This window comes from Xenorhabdus khoisanae (assembly GCF_001037465.1).
GTDB lineage: Bacteria > Pseudomonadota > Gammaproteobacteria > Enterobacterales > Enterobacteriaceae > Xenorhabdus > Xenorhabdus khoisanae.
This window is the reverse complement of the sequence record NZ_LFCV01000149.1, coordinates 1-14,283: the sequence shown is the minus strand read 5'-3', so window position 1 is coordinate 14,283 and position 14,283 is coordinate 1. Positions and strand designations below refer to the sequence as shown.

18 protein-coding genes, 1 tRNA gene and 3 pseudogenes are annotated in these 14,283 nt (G+C 41.9%); 13 read left to right on the top strand and 9 right to left on the bottom strand.

The window, feature by feature from the left end; genetic code table 11:
- The first annotated feature begins 570 nt into the window (after positions 1-570).
- The 3 genes and pseudogenes from AB204_RS18070 to AB204_RS24050 form a co-directional block, all read left to right on the top strand.
- Positions 571-825, top strand: a complete 255-nt coding sequence (locus AB204_RS18070; RefSeq protein WP_047964772.1) for an antitoxin — start codon at positions 571-573, stop codon at positions 823-825.
- Positions 825-1,130: a type II toxin-antitoxin system RelE/ParE family toxin gene (locus AB204_RS18065; RefSeq protein WP_047964771.1), complete on the top strand. Its 306-nt coding sequence runs from the start codon at positions 825-827 to the stop codon at positions 1,128-1,130. Before AB204_RS18070 ends, AB204_RS18065 begins: the two co-directional genes overlap by 1 nt.
- 156 nt (positions 1,131-1,286) lie before the next feature.
- Positions 1,287-1,460 (top strand): annotated as a pseudogene (locus AB204_RS24050) (HicB family protein); the annotation flags it as partial.
- A gap of 332 nt (positions 1,461-1,792) precedes the next feature.
- On the opposite strand, the gene AB204_RS18055 reads toward AB204_RS24050, so the two are convergent.
- Positions 1,793-2,134: an FxLYD domain-containing protein gene (locus tag AB204_RS18055; protein WP_047964769.1), complete on the bottom strand. Its 342-nt coding sequence runs from the start codon at positions 2,132-2,134 to the stop codon at positions 1,793-1,795.
- 192 nt (positions 2,135-2,326) lie between these two features.
- Here AB204_RS18055 and AB204_RS22550 point away from each other — a divergent pair, with 192 nt between their 5' ends.
- The gene (locus AB204_RS22550; RefSeq protein ID WP_152671575.1) at positions 2,327-2,530 is read left to right on the top strand and encodes a hypothetical protein; all 204 of its coding nucleotides are present in this window, start codon (positions 2,327-2,329) and stop codon (positions 2,528-2,530) included.
- A 145-nt stretch (positions 2,531-2,675) separates the two neighbouring features.
- On the opposite strand, the gene AB204_RS18050 is transcribed toward AB204_RS22550, so the two are convergent.
- Entirely contained in the window at positions 2,676-3,527 is an 852-nt protein-coding gene (locus AB204_RS18050) for an alpha/beta hydrolase (protein WP_047964774.1), read from the bottom strand.
- A gap of 374 nt (positions 3,528-3,901) precedes the next feature.
- On the opposite strand from AB204_RS18050, the pseudogene AB204_RS23620 reads away from it, so the two are divergent.
- Positions 3,902-4,117: pseudogene (locus tag AB204_RS23620) on the top strand (IS3 family transposase); the annotation flags it as partial.
- 3 nt (positions 4,118-4,120) lie between these two features.
- Here AB204_RS23620 and AB204_RS18045 read toward each other — a convergent pair.
- The 5 genes and pseudogenes from AB204_RS18045 to AB204_RS18030 all read right to left on the bottom strand — a co-directional run bounded on the left by AB204_RS18045 (position 4,121) and on the right by AB204_RS18030 (position 6,277).
- Positions 4,121-4,312: a hypothetical protein gene (locus AB204_RS18045; RefSeq protein ID WP_047964768.1), complete on the bottom strand. Its 192-nt coding sequence runs from the start codon at positions 4,310-4,312 to the stop codon at positions 4,121-4,123.
- Positions 4,313-4,434: 122 nt separating this feature from the next.
- Positions 4,435-4,641 carry a helix-turn-helix transcriptional regulator gene (locus tag AB204_RS18040; RefSeq protein WP_047964767.1) on the bottom strand — a complete coding sequence of 69 codons (207 nt, stop codon included), beginning with the start codon at positions 4,639-4,641 and terminating at the stop codon, positions 4,435-4,437.
- A gap of 180 nt (positions 4,642-4,821) precedes the next feature.
- A complete protein-coding gene (locus AB204_RS24045) occupies positions 4,822-5,499 on the bottom strand; it encodes a tyrosine-type recombinase/integrase (protein ID WP_411354725.1) in 678 nt (225 codons plus the stop codon).
- A gap of 15 nt (positions 5,500-5,514) precedes the next feature.
- Positions 5,515-6,035: pseudogene (locus AB204_RS24040) on the bottom strand (tyrosine-type recombinase/integrase); the annotation flags it as partial.
- Between the two features lie 165 nt (positions 6,036-6,200).
- Positions 6,201-6,277, bottom strand: a tRNA-Arg gene (locus tag AB204_RS18030).
- A gap of 193 nt (positions 6,278-6,470) precedes the next feature.
- On the opposite strand from AB204_RS18030, the gene folD reads away from it, so the two are divergent.
- The 4 genes from folD (at position 6,471) to sra (ending at position 8,596) form a co-directional block, all read left to right on the top strand.
- Positions 6,471-7,346: a bifunctional methylenetetrahydrofolate dehydrogenase/methenyltetrahydrofolate cyclohydrolase FolD gene (folD, locus tag AB204_RS18025; RefSeq protein WP_047964766.1), complete on the top strand. Its 876-nt coding sequence runs from the start codon at positions 6,471-6,473 to the stop codon at positions 7,344-7,346.
- Positions 7,346-7,558 (top strand): ribosome-associated protein YbcJ, encoded by a 213-nt coding sequence (ybcJ, locus tag AB204_RS18020; protein WP_047964765.1) that lies wholly within the window; start codon positions 7,346-7,348, stop codon positions 7,556-7,558. Before folD ends, ybcJ begins: the two co-directional genes overlap by 1 nt.
- Before the next feature lie 350 nt (positions 7,559-7,908).
- On the top strand, positions 7,909-8,259 hold the full coding sequence (locus AB204_RS18015) for a hypothetical protein (protein ID WP_047964764.1): 351 nt from the start codon (positions 7,909-7,911) through the stop codon (positions 8,257-8,259).
- Between the two features lie 100 nt (positions 8,260-8,359).
- Positions 8,360-8,596 carry a stationary-phase-induced ribosome-associated protein gene (sra, locus tag AB204_RS21630; RefSeq protein ID WP_072061473.1) on the top strand — a complete coding sequence of 79 codons (237 nt, stop codon included), beginning with the start codon at positions 8,360-8,362 and terminating at the stop codon, positions 8,594-8,596.
- Positions 8,597-8,728: 132 nt separating this feature from the next.
- Here sra and cysS read toward each other — a convergent pair whose 3' ends face one another.
- On the bottom strand, positions 8,729-10,111 hold the full coding sequence (gene cysS, locus AB204_RS18010) for a cysteine--tRNA ligase (RefSeq protein WP_047964763.1): 1,383 nt from the start codon (positions 10,109-10,111) through the stop codon (positions 8,729-8,731).
- A gap of 291 nt (positions 10,112-10,402) precedes the next feature.
- Between cysS and ppiB the strand changes: the two genes are divergently transcribed.
- From ppiB to purK, 4 genes are all read left to right on the top strand, one after another.
- Complete coding sequence (ppiB, locus tag AB204_RS18005) at positions 10,403-10,897, top strand: peptidylprolyl isomerase B (protein WP_047964762.1); 495 nt, start codon at positions 10,403-10,405, stop codon at positions 10,895-10,897.
- 45 nt (positions 10,898-10,942) lie between these two features.
- Positions 10,943-11,665: a UDP-2,3-diacylglucosamine diphosphatase gene (gene lpxH / locus AB204_RS18000; protein ID WP_047964761.1), complete on the top strand. Its 723-nt coding sequence runs from the start codon at positions 10,943-10,945 to the stop codon at positions 11,663-11,665.
- Positions 11,666-11,831: 166 nt separating this feature from the next.
- On the top strand, positions 11,832-12,356 hold the full coding sequence (gene purE, locus AB204_RS17995; protein WP_047964773.1) for a 5-(carboxyamino)imidazole ribonucleotide mutase: 525 nt from the start codon (positions 11,832-11,834) through the stop codon (positions 12,354-12,356).
- Entirely contained in the window at positions 12,353-13,420 is a 1,068-nt protein-coding gene (gene purK, locus AB204_RS17990) for a 5-(carboxyamino)imidazole ribonucleotide synthase (RefSeq protein WP_047964760.1), read from the top strand. Before purE ends, purK begins: the two co-directional genes overlap by 4 nt.
- Before the next feature lie 112 nt (positions 13,421-13,532).
- Here purK and AB204_RS17985 read toward each other — a convergent pair whose 3' ends face one another.
- Positions 13,533-14,144, bottom strand: a complete 612-nt coding sequence (locus AB204_RS17985; RefSeq protein ID WP_047964759.1) for a riboflavin synthase — start codon at positions 14,142-14,144, stop codon at positions 13,533-13,535.
- Positions 14,145-14,283 lie beyond the last annotated feature (139 nt).

Here is a 14,283-nt window from a genome sequence, read left to right as displayed (position 1 = left end):
GTTGATATGATTAGTGTACTGAACCGTTTAATGTTTATTCATAAAATTTTGTCTTCTGGTAATAGGTTGAAATATAAATAAAAATAAATATGACTACTTTGACGGAATCATGATCATTTTCATTTCATGAACTCGCTCACAAAAAAACTGTTTTTAGATATGAGGTTTTTATTTTCTGTCTTTTTTTGATAAAAAAGAGTGTAGTAATGAATAATATATTTTCGTTGAATATATAATAGCTGGCTATTAATTCAAATAAAAGTAAATATTTCTATGTGATTACTCCTAAATATAATTTGGTTAATTGAGAAACATACGGATTAAGTCAATCCAAATAACTCAATTTTATTAGACAACTGCCTGGATTTCAAAGGGCCGTTTTCTGCCCTATAGTGATAGTAACTTACTTTCCCATTGCGCTATAATTTCCCGCTTTTCTTTCAGGTCGTCATAGCGATCGTAGTGTTTAGTGGATTCGGGCAAGACGGTATTGAACAGGTGTCTTATAAATAGCCATAAGACATCATATGTGCTAATGTGGGTTTGTGGGAAACCTATGAGGAATGAACTATGAGTCGCTTAACTATTGATATAACCGATCAGCAACACAAGAGTTTGAAAGCATTGGCAGCCTTGCAAGGCAAGACAATCAAGCAATATACGCTTGAACGTTTGTTCCCTGACATGACTAATGATGATCAGGCATGGCAAGAGTTAAAAGCCTTGTTGAATACACGGATCAATGAAGGGATAGAAGGCAAGGTGTCCGGAAAAAGTATCGACGAAATCCTTAATGAAGAACTGGCTGAGAACGGGCGCGATTAATGGACTATGTACTGACGGAAGCTGCAGAAGCTGATTTGCGCTCAATTATTAGTTATACACGTAAACAATGGGGTAATGTGCAAGCGCGCCGCTACGTTACTACCCTTAAGAAGGATATGGAACGTCTCGCGTGCGGAAAAGGATCTTTCAAGGACATGAGCGAACTTTTCCCAGCATTGCGCATGGCGCGTTGTGAACATCATTATGTGTTTTGTTTGCCACGTGACGGTGCTCCGGCATTAATTGTGGCCATTTTTCATGAGAAGATGGATTTATTGACGCGCCTTACTGATAGGCTTTTGTAATTTTGTTGTTTTTTAAGCCACGATCATTATCAAATTGTGGCTAGTACTACAACCATACTTGTTGTTTCCCCTTATAGAAAATCTACCGTAGTAATCTTGAAATTACTGAGTTTCTCAATTGAATGGTAAATAGGTAACACGTTGATTCGTAGGAATCTAGACCCTGCGAAATATGAGTCTAAGGCTGTTAAGTTCAATTTGATGATGCCCGACAATTTGTTAACCGCGATAGATTGCTACATTGAGCCGCGTAATGCGGCTTTTCTTCAAGCTGCTATCAAATTAAGTGGGACGGATTTGGGACAGGTATCGAAAGGGAACCGCACGTAACTACGGGTAACTTTCGGTAAGGTGGGACGTGTGAGCACTGATAAATGCGGTAATTGATTGATTTACAAAGTAGGCTTACTCTCTTCTAAGCCGTAGATCACAGGTTCGAATCCTGTAGGGCGGTGCGTAGTAATACGTGCTCGCTACTCGACGCGCTGGACGATGGAAGGCAAAACAGGTTTTTGTTTTGCCTTCGGTCATCAGTAGACAAGCCGCGTGAGCGGTGCGTCAGTGATAATTATTAATACGTTTATTTCATTTCAAATACTGTTTTTTTGGTTTTAAATTATTATGAATATATAATAAATAACCAAATTCACGCATATTCAAGTTTATTGAGTATAAATGTTTATTGCTCCGAGTTTAACAGAGTCAAATTTTATAGAAGGCTCTATTGCTGAATCTATTTTCCATTTTCCCTTTGGACTAAAATTTGTCACGTAAGAGATAGAGATACCAGATAAGGAGTCTCCGTGATAAAGTTTGAAATGAACAAACACGTAATCTAGTTTTTGATCTGTATTATTTTGTACGTCAGCTAATATATATTTAATTCCATCTTGTCCCGTGACAACACGAATATTTGTAACGGATATCATATCATTGCTATTGGCAACTAATGATAAGTTTGCCTTGACGTGCATTTCTAAGAGATCTGTCATATGATTTTTCATATTATTACCCTCGATATATTTGCTATGTTAAGGTCATTGTAAATATCCCATACCTTGCCTCTGTTTAATATTTCATTTTATATTTATCATTTATTCTATGAACATATTTCATAATCTATGCCTTTTATATTTCAAGCTGGGGCTGCTGTTTGTATTATTTATTTTAGTCGAGTTAGTGGATGAATTGTAACAATGGGATTTACAACGATATTGTCGGAAACTCAATGTTTAAGGAATATTTTGGGGGCGCTGAATGATAGAGTGCAAAACAAAAAACGTTTGCACTCTATCACTCAGCAGACAAGCCGCATCGCGGCGCATCAGTCTGACCGCTTTTCGCAGCGTATGGTGAAAACCGGGCAGAACGTTGCGCACGACAGTGAGGATATCCTATGAATTTTAAGATGCAGTACTACAGCAAGAGAACACATCCCCGGGAGCATAAATAACTATGTGGCCGGGGTGAATGAGCACAGCCAATAAAGAGGCAACTTGAAAGATGAAGGGTATAAATTATGAATACGGCTCTATCATATTACTCTTAGGTTAAATTCTTATATACGTAAGATGCCGCGACAAAAATACAATCCAGATGGGAGCATCCCGGCAAAACACTCACCTTAAGGTATTGCGAACCATATTTGGTAGAGAATTTTTTCATTGCTGATGTAGAAAATAATTCATCCTCTTCTGCAATCAAAAAATGTGTCGGTACAGACAAAGCTGCTAATTGCTTCGCAGGATAGCGCGGTGTCACCGCGTTCGACATATTGACGCTATAATATTCAACAAAACCGTCCATAGATGCGAGCGCTTCTTCAGAAAAGTTGAGTTTAACGGCCAAAGTTTGCCCATAGAATAACCCCTTACTGAGAGCATTTACGATAAATGGCCACTGTTTAATCTCAGCAAAGGGAATTTTACTGCTGGATTGGCGACTGAGTTTTGCAAATGGCCCTAATTCACAGGCCAGCAAGAATAAACCATCAACTTTATGCTGTGGACGATGACGGGTAAAATAATTCAATAACATCCCCGCACCGCTGGAATGACCAAACAAATAGAAGCGCGTTTGTGGAAAAAGAACCTGCATTTCCTGAAGTATAATATCGACATCACGCCAGATCCGCTCAGGAAAGTCCACATTGCCTCTCACCCCAGAAGATTTCCCATGTCCGCGAATATCTACTAGACATACAGCCACAGGAGCCATAGAGCACAACTGATAGGCAAGTATTTGATAGCCAGCCTGACTATTCACACCACCGCCATGATAGACCACAATAACATCTCTGACCTGCTCTGCTGATTGGTATAATTTATAGCTCAGACCTTTTATATTTCCTAACTCACCATTTATTCCATTGCACTGCGTAGATGTGTAATAAGCCATTTTTTCTATGTAACCATTAAAATCTATCAATGTGAGCTCTTCCGTATTTATAGCTAAATCAGTATAACTCGATGTAGTCTACATAAATCATAAGCAATACTGCCTTGTTATTTGAATTTAAATGTTATGTCATATTATTTTGGTTTTTCTATACCAGATTTGGACGACCGCACCCCAGTGTGCGCCCAGCTTCCTCACCTTCTCGTATTCATCATCGGGGATGTGTAAATCAATCCGCAGCATATTACTTCCTTCATTATGAAATCATTAACCAAATAAATTAGTCAGACTATTTAGCTAATTTTCACCAAAGCATAAAGAGTTTATTGCTGATTTAAAATATATTCCGTGACGATGCTTGACATAGGAGCGTCAACAGCCCGATGGAGCGTTTTTTCAGGAACTTAAAAAGTGAATGGGTTCCTTGGGAGGGGTATTCGAGTTTTAGTGAGGCATTTCACTCAATCACGAGTTATATAACGGGTTATTACAGCCAGCTTCGTCCTCATTAGTATAACAATGGGTTAACACCTAATGAATCAGAACGATTATTTTGGAAAACCTCTCAGGTTGTGACCAATTTTCGTTGACCACTACACGCAGGCAGGGCAGGCACCGTGGCTACCCTTTGTAGGGATATCGATGCCACAAGCAGGCAGCAGATTTTCCCAATGATACATGGCGGATTTTTTCACGATCTGGATCAAGTCAAGTGGATTTTGGCTGCCTGTATTATCTGAATGTGTAAATTTAGGGTGAGTTTGGTTAGACTGTGTATCAGCCATATCGTAAGTCTCCTTTACGTTGTGGTCAGACGCCTCAAATGTGTGTCACCACACTGGGGCGTTGTTTTTTTATATTACGTTTCTTATGTCATGTTCTTTTATATGTTATGTTCTTTTATATGTTATGCCGCTCGTGACTCCGCGATCCGCTGGGCAATCCAGTTATCAATTTCTGATTCAATAAAGGCGACTGAGCGGGAGCCGAGTTTGACTTGTTTCGGAAATTCTCCGGCACTAATCAATTTGTAGATCCACGCTTTGCTATAACCCGTTCTGCGTTGAACTTCCGGCAAACGAATAAGGTTTTCCTTCGACGCTGTCATTGTCATATTTTTTCTCCTGTTACCGAGTCCTTGAGCGCTCATCGTGGACGTCGTTTGATGACAGTCGGATTATTTAAAAAGCAAGACTAAATGAACAGCGTTAATTGTTTTTCCGATTTGTTGAATTTATTTTTTATAGGAAATTCGATTTCTTATTTGTATGTTGTATGAAAAACAAACACCTCTTTACGCCCTTTTGCCAAATTTTCCGATCAGGACATTTTCGCCTCGTTCCAGCATCTCCATATAATCCGCATACCATTGCAGCATTTCCCGTCGACCATCCAGATATTGCGCGTGGTTGTAAGTACCATGGATGCTGTTCTTGTCAACATGAGCAAGCTGAGTTTCAATCCAAGCTGTGTTGTAGCCTTGCTCGTGCAGGATTGTACTCATGGTATGGCGGAAACCGTGGCCTGTTGCCTTACCATCATAACCAATACGCTTAATAACCTGATTGATGGCGGCCTCACTCATCGGTTTACCCGCATCGTTACGACCGGGGAAAACGTATTTCCCGCGCCCTGTAATTTCGTACAGCTTAATAAGAATGGCTTTAACCTGATTTGATAATGGAACGATGTGAGGGCGGCGCATTTTCATTCGCTCGGCGGGGATTTGCCAGAGATCGTTATCAAAATCGAATTCAGTCCATTCCGATTCTCTCAGCTCGATGGTACGCACTCCGGTCAGCATCAGCATACGTGTTGCTGATTGAGTAACCTGACTGCCGCTATAACCACTCAGGGCGATGAGGAAGTCAGGCATCTGGTCGGCTAAAAGGTGTGGGAAGTGTTTTTGCTTGGGAGCTTTGAGTGCGCTGGCAAGATCAGTAACGGGGTTGAACTCTGCTCGTCCGGTAATAACGGCATAGGTGAAAATTTGCCGACACGCCTGTCTAGTTTTTTTCAATTTATCCAAAACACCGCGTTGCTCCATTTTTCGCAGCACAGCCAGCATTTCAGCAGGTTTAATCTCGGTAACAGCACGTTTACCAATATATGGGAAGATGTCTTTTTTCAGATATTCCAGAATATCTTCGGCATACCCTTTTGACCAGTTTGGGCGTTTATAATCGTGCCATTCAATAGCGATGGATTCAAAACTATTGCTGACCGCAAATACTTTGGCGGCCTTCTCCGCCCTTTTTTCCTCTATCGGATCATTACCATCCGATAGAGTCCGCCGTGCATCATTTCTCTTAGTTCTTGCTTCTGCAAGGGAGATTTCAGGATATACCCCAAGGCGAGCAATTTTTCTTTGCCTGCGATCCGATACTTTAACCGCCAATAACGAGAGCCATTTGGGTTAACCAATAGATATAATCCGCCGCCATCGGCAAGTTTGTAGGGTTTTTCTTTTGGCTTTGCAGTGTCCACCTGTCGGGCTGTTAACTTCATACGGGGGTATCTCACTTCATTGAACCTGAACGTACCCCTAAATATACCCCTATAAGATCGTAGATTTCAACATACCTTACTAGACTATGGGAGAAGGAAAAAAGGCCAATACTATGGATTTAATGGGATTTTGTAGACTTCGGAAGACGTTAAGATATGAAAGGATGGTACGCCCTACAGGATTCGAACCTGTGACCTACGGCTTAGAAGGCCGTTGCTCTATCCAGCTGAGCTAAGGGCGCATTATGTGCGATATGTAAATAAGAAACATCATTAATGCGTTGATGCAGCACCGGATTATACGGGCATAATGGCATGAGTCAATGCCCTTTTCGCTCGTATGTTCATTTTATGACTATTAATAAAACTGACAGACGGTTTATGTTCTGACAAAATAGCCCCCATTCCTATACTTGATGATGGAATCTTAAATACATGTCAGCAAAAATTATTGATGGGAAAACGATTGCGCAGACAATCAGAAGTGAAGTTGCAGAAAAAGTTAAGCAGCGTGTTGCTGCCGGAAAACGAGCGCCGGGTCTTGCCGTCGTTTTAGTGGGAGAAAACCCTGCATCTCAGATTTATGTCGCAAGCAAACGCCGGGCCTGTGAAGAAGTCGGCTTTATGTCCCGCTCTTATGACCTGCCTGATACCACCAGCGAAGCTGAATTACTCTCCCTGATCGATAACCTGAACGCCGATACTGAAATCGACGGTATTTTGGTTCAACTTCCCTTACCTGCCGGCATTGATAATGTCAAAGTACTGGAACGTATTCATCCCGATAAGGATGTCGATGGTTTCCATCCCTATAATATCGGCCGTCTGTGCCAACGAGCGCCGAAGCTGCGCCCTTGTACTCCCCGCGGGATTGTTACGCTGCTCGAGCGCTGCAATATCAATACGTATGGCCTAAATGCCGTTATTATCGGCGCTTCGAATATCGTTGGGCGTCCAATGAGTCTTGAGTTGTTGTTGGCTGGCTGTACAACGACGGTCACTCATCGCTTTACCGAAAATTTACGCCAGCATGTTGAGCAAGCAGATTTACTGGTCGTGGCTGTCGGTAAACCGAATTTTATTCCCGGTGAATGGATTAAATCAGGCGCGATTGTGATTGATGTTGGCATCAATCGGCTGGAAAATGGCAAAGTCATTGGTGATGTAGATTTCGATAACGCATCGGAACGCGCTAGCTGGATCTCCCCTGTTCCGGGCGGTGTTGGCCCAATGACCGTTGCAACATTGATTCAAAATACCTTGCAGGCTTGCGAGGAATACCATGATGTAGATACAACTGAAGGATACTGATGGAAATTTTTTGTTTAGATAGTCACCCTTATGTCGAATTATGTGACCTGCTGAAATTACAAGGGTGGTGTGAAAGTGGTGCAGCGGCAAAAGCTATGATTGCAGAAGGTTTGGTACAGGTTGATAGTCAACTTGAGACACGTAAACGTTGCAAAATTACTGCGGGTAAAGTTGTAACCTTTAATGGCGAATCTGTTCGCGTTGAAGAGTAACTCAGTGGATAAAGATTACCACTAATACCTTTTCGAAAAAACAGCACCTGAATTTATACATTTAAGGTGCTGTTTTTTCATGCTATAAACTATAAACTGCAATGATTTTTTTTATCACTAAGAGCCTATCCCATTAGGTTATAATTTATATAATCCAGTCTGAAATAAAGCATAAATATCAGGAAATATCATTTAAATAATTGAAGCCAATATTATGGGAAGATATTTTCACCACCCTGATTTACAACATACTACCCAATGGGATTCAATAATTTATTGATATTCATAAACATGAATTACCTCTGAGACTGAATATTGTCGGTCATGGTAGCCGAAGTCAGAATATCTACATGATTACCAAAAATCATCCTGATCATTTCATGCCACAAAAACTATTTAACAATATTAAAGAACTGTTAAATAAATATAATATTAATAGTATAAGACTTTGCTGTTGCTATCTGTGCTATCTGGGAGAAACAGGCTTCGCTCAAAAATTTGCCAATCTCACCCAAAAGCCAGTGAAAGCTTCAATGGGAAAATTAATAGGTACTAAAGCTAATTATTCTGATCTACTGCTAAATCATCGTATGCTTTTTTTAAAAAAACCGCAGCATCCCATACAGGTAGATAATAATAGGCATCATGATATTGATGTGACTAGCAATAGATTTATCTGGTTTTATCCACAAAATATGTGATGTTGACGATGTCTCGATGAACAATCATGCCAGCAATGTTTTGATTTTCTAATAAGTTGCTATACTGGGAAGCTTACGTACAACTGTAACGGGGTTAATTATGTTAAGTAATCGAGCTGCAAGAAGGTTGTTAGGTATGTCTTATAAATTAAGTAACTCTAAACGTAGAGTGACAATTTCTCTTCTTAATCTTGCTTCCAGTGATAGCACACATCAAGTACCAGAAAATTTAAATAATGCTTCTTTTGTTGCCATGAAACGAAACTCAGTTTCTGGAAAAACCACGTATCACACTGGAAATGCTTTCTATCCTGAGTATCTGAATACTCATCGATAAATCTGACGTTTTTATTCCACTCATGTATTGCAAATAAAAATATTGCGGTAAAAACGTAAATTCAAAAAAATTGAACCGCCCATATCAAGGGCGGTTCTGAGAGATAACAACGTTTAATCAATCAAAAATCGGTTACTTACGACGCCAGGTTGTTCCCTGTGGGCCATCTTCCAGCTCAATGCCCATTTCATTCAACTGATCACGCGCTGTATCTGCCAATGCCCACTCTTTGTTCTTACGGGCATCATTACGCTGTTTGATGAGTGCTTCGACTTTAGAGACGTCATCGTCCGCTTGCGCGCCGCCCTGCAAGAAATGTTCAGGATCTTGTTCCAAAAGACCAAGAATTCCCGCCAGCTTACGCAGCTCAGCCGCCAGACCATTCGCCGCAGCAATGTCTTCTGCCTTCAGACGGTTGATCTCACGAACCATATCAAACAGGACTGAATACGCTTCTGGTGTATTAAAATCATCATTCATCGCTTCAGTAAAACGAATTTCAAATGCTTCTCCACCAGCCGATGAAGCGGTTTTATCTGTACCGCGCAGAGCAGTATACAAACGCTCAAGGGAAGTACGAGCCTGTTTCAGGTTTTCTTCTGTGTAGTTCAATTGGCTACGATAATGACCGGATAACAAGAAATAACGCACAGTTTCAGCATCGTAATATTCCAGCACATCGCGGATAGTAAAGAAGTTGTTCAAAGATTTGGACATCTTCTCTTTATCCACCATGACCATGCCTGAGTGCATCCAGTAGTTAACGTAAGGGCCATCATGGGCACAGGTGGATTGCGCGATTTCGTTTTCATGGTGCGGGAACATCAAATCAGAACCGCCGCCGTGAATATCAAAATGGTGACCAAGTGTCTTGCCGTTCATGGCAGAACATTCAATATGCCAACCCGGACGACCCGCTCCCCACGGAGATTCCCAGCTAGGTTCACCCGGCTTGGACATTTTCCACAACACAAAATCCATTGGATTGCGTTTTACATCTGCGACTTCAACACGTGCTCCTGCTTGTAATTGCTCCAGATCCTGACGGGAAAGCAAGCCGTAATCAGGATTAGTATCAATGGAGAACATCACATCGCCATTAGCCGCAACATAAGCGTGTCCACGCTGAATCAGCTCTGACGCGATTTCAATAATCTCTGCGATATGTTGCGTTGCACGAGGTTCTAAATCCGGGCGCAGGATATTCAGCGCGTCAAAATCGCTGTACATCTCTGCCAGCATGCGTGTGGTCAAATCGTCACAGCTTTCATTATTTTCAATGGCGCGTTTGATGATTTTATCATCCACGTCAGTGACGTTACGGACATAGGTGAGATCGAATCCCAGATAACGCAGATAACGGGCAATAGCATCAAATGCAACAAACGTTCTGCCATGACCAATATGACACAAATCATAAATGGTAATGCCACACACGTACATGCCCACTTTCCCTTCATGAATCGGCTTAAATTCTTCTTTTTGGCGGCTGAGAGTATTGAAAATTTTTAGCATCAGGGGGTTTTCCGTAAAAATTGATGTACGTGTATTAAAGATGTACGTGTATAAAATAGAATGAATTCGCTGATTATAGGCCTCTTTATCAGCGATATAAATAAACTAGAATATAGAGAAGCCAGGCGAGGTATTTCACCTTGATATGCAATGCTTTGCAAGTACCGCAAACCGCCTTATTCTGATACGGTTTCAGAGTACTGACTCAAAATCTCATATATGATATAACAGCGGTTGTTCCGAATCCCCTAGAATACAGGGTCAATCAAAACTATTATTAGGATTTTTATTATGGTGACTTTCCACACCAACTTTGGCGATATCGTGATCAATACTTTCGCGGATAAAGCGCCGGTAACTGTTGAGAATTTCTTAAATTACTGCTCTGAAGGCTTTTATGACAACACAATTTTTCATCGTGTGATCAATGGCTTTATGATTCAAGGCGGTGGCTTTGAACCCGGCATGAAGCAGAAAGTAACAAAAGATCCTATCAAGAACGAAGCAAACAATGGCCTGAAAAACAGCCGTGGCACCCTTGCAATGGCGCGTACCAATGATCCGCACTCTGCAACTGCCCAGTTCTTCATCAACGTTGTTGATAACGATTTCCTGAACTTCCGTTCAGAACGTCCTGATGGATGGGGTTATTGCGTATTCGCCGAAGTGGTTGAAGGCATGGATGTGGTTGACAAAATCAAAGGCGTTTCCACTGGCCGCAGCGGTATGCACCAAGATGTACCACGCGAAGATGTGATCATTGAACGCGTTACCGTTAGCGAATAATGACTGTTAGATAATAATAACTGTTAGAGAATAGTTAATCGTTACATGAGTACACTGTTTATTGCAGATCTACATCTCAGTGAGCAAGAACCGGCAATTACTGCCGGTTTTCTTCGTTTTTTACGTGAAGAAGCAATCCATGCTGAGAACCTTTATATCCTCGGTGATTTTTTTGATTATTGGATTGGTGATGATGATCCCAACCCTCTACACACTAACGTTGCCCACGCGCTCAATGAGCTGAAACAGAAAGGAATTTGCTGTTATTTCATTCACGGTAATCGTGATTTCCTGCTGGGTTCCCGCTTTGCCAGAGAGAGTGGTTTGATCCTGCTGCCACAGGAAAACGTGCTGGAATTGTATGGCAAGCGTATTTTAATCCTGCATGGCGATACACTATGCACAGATGACATCGGTTATCAGCAGTACCGCAAGCGGGTACATACTCCGTGGATACAACGTCTGTTCTTACTTCTTCCTTTATTCATCCGGTTGAAAATCGCTGCCAAAATGCGGGCGGGCAGCCAATACGCCAACACTCAGAAGTCTGAATCTATCATGGATGTCAATCAACAAGCCGTTATCGAACACTTTGAAAAACATCAGGCTGATTGGATAATTCACGGGCATACCCATCGCCCTGCAATACATGATCTTCAAATTGATGATAAAACGGTGCATCGCGGTGTATTAGGCGCATGGCACCATCACGGTTCGATGTTTAAAGTAACAGAAACATCCATTGAGTTGATATCTTTCCCATTTTGAATTGGGTTATTTATTTTGGAAAAATAGACAAATCAGGTAACGCAAACGTTTTCCTTGTGCAATTCGCATGATATGATCCGTCGCCTTAAACATCACCTTTGTTCTGGTAGACACTCTATACAGGAGCATCTGATTTATGACGGCCAGCGCTGATCCCACAACAGCTATGACTTCTACAACAGAAATAGAGACGCAGCACCACGCTAAAATCGCCATTGTCATGGGTTCAAAAAGTGATTGGGCGACCATGCAACACGCAGCCGATATTTTGACCTCTCTTGATATTCCTTTCCATGTTGAGGTTGTTTCGGCACACCGAACCCCCGATAAGCTTTTTTATTTTTCCGAGCACGCTAAAGAAAACGGTTTTGATGTGATTATCGCGGGTGCAGGAGGTGCAGCACATTTACCGGGAATGTTGGCAGCCAAGACGCTAGTGCCTGTGTTTGGGGTTCCGGTACAGAGCGCCGCGCTGAGTGGTGTCGATAGCCTGTATTCGATCGTTCAAATGCCAAAGGGTATTCCTGTTGGCACACTGGCTATCGGTAAAGCCGGAGCCGCAAACGCCGCTTTGCTGGCAGCCCAAGTGCTGGCTCTGCATGATGATGCCCTGTTTCAACGTCTGTCAGAATGGCGCCAAGCACAAACACAGGATGTTTTGGAGAATCCTGATCCACGGGAGGGCGCATGAAGCCTGTTTGTGTGTTGGGTAATGGTCAGTTGGGTCGGATGTTGCGTCAAGCCGGTGAGCCATTGGGGATTGCAGTTTATCCTGTCGGGTTGGATGCAGAGCCGGAAGCAGTGCCTTATCAGAGCAGTGTGATTACCGCAGAAATCGAGCGTTGGCCAGAAACCGCGTTAACTCGCGAGCTGGCACATCATAATGCTTTTATTAATCGCGATATTTTCCCGCAATTGGCAGATCGCTTGCCACAAAAACAATTGATGGATACGTTGGATCTGGCAACCGCCCCCTGGAAACTGCTTTCCGACCCGAGCCAGTGGTCACAACTGTTCGCTGAATTAGGTGACTTTATCATCGTTAAGCGCCGGACAGGCGGCTATGATGGACGTGGTCAATGGCGTATACGCCCGGGTGATGAAGCAGAATTGCCACCTGAAATTTATGGCGAGTGTATTGTAGAACAAGGTATCCCGTTTTCAGGGGAAGTTTCTCTGGTTGGTGCCCGTAATGCCCAAGGGGAATCTGTATTTTATACGCTGACTCACAATCTGCATCAGGAAGGTATTTTGCGTACCAGTGTTGCCTTGCCCGATACGGGTAAGAAATTACAGCAACAAGCAGAAAAAATGCTGGCTACCATCATGGATCACCTGAATTATATCGGTGTGATGGCGATGGAATGTTTTATTGTTGGTGATAATTTGTTGATCAACGAACTGGCGCCCCGGGTTCATAATAGTGGTCACTGGACACAAAACGGCGCTTCTATCAGCCAGTTTGAACTTCATTTACGGGCAATACTGGATCTGCCCATGCCTAAGCCAGAAATATTTGCTCCGTCCATTATGATCAATCTGATCGGTACAGAGGTAAACCCCGCGTGGCTCAGTTTACCGTTGGTTCGTTTACATTGGTATGAAAAGGAAGTTCGTCCGGTTCGTAAGGTAGGGCATTTGAATTTAGTTCACTCTGACCGGAATACATTGAAAACAACTTTGCAAACATTGATTCCATTACTGCCGGCAGAGTATCAAAGTGGTCTGGAATGGGCACAAAACAAATTAAGTTGATCGGCTTTCCATATTCCATAACAAAGGAATAGCAACGATATACCCATATACCCAATGGATTTCGAGATGCAGCACAGCCAACAAAGCGGCAGCTTGAAAGACGACGGGTATATTATTTTCTTGATAGTGTTCTGGTGAGAGTATCCACAATCGTTCTTGTCGTCTGATCGATTTCATAATTGAGGAAATTACCCACTTTAATCTTATTAAGGTTCGTCATCCTTAATGTTTCCGGGATCAGGTTTAAAGTAATCGTCTTGTTTTCTTCATCAATGCCGTTGATGGTTAAGCTACAACCATGAAGCCCAATAAAACCTTTCAGGAAGAAATAGTTAATATTGTCTTGAGGAATCTGGATAACTAACCGGTAAGTTTCACCTGTTGCAGTAAACTCCACCACTTCTGCCATGCCCTCAACATGACCATAAAGACTGTGCCCGCCATTTTCTTTATCCATCTGATGTGAGCGTTCAATATTGACCTCATCACCAATGGAAAGAAACTTTAACGTAGTGGTGTCAGCAGTGAAATCGGAAATATCAAAAGAAACGCGATCTCCACTAAATTGAGTGACAGTCAGGCATGTGCCATCAATGGCGACACTGGCTCCGACAGTAACATCATCAAAAAAATGATTGTGATTACTGACAATCAGTGTACTGAATCCGTTATTTTTATTGAGTGATAATACGTTTTCTTTACCTTGTACAATGCCTGTATACATGATTCCTCTCCTCTGCTGAATATAATATTATTTCAAACACAATCTTTTTATCATAATTTATGGGTTTTATTTAATGACAATTAAATAATTGTGACATACTCTTGCTTAATAATATACGCAGTAGCACCATGTGCTAATT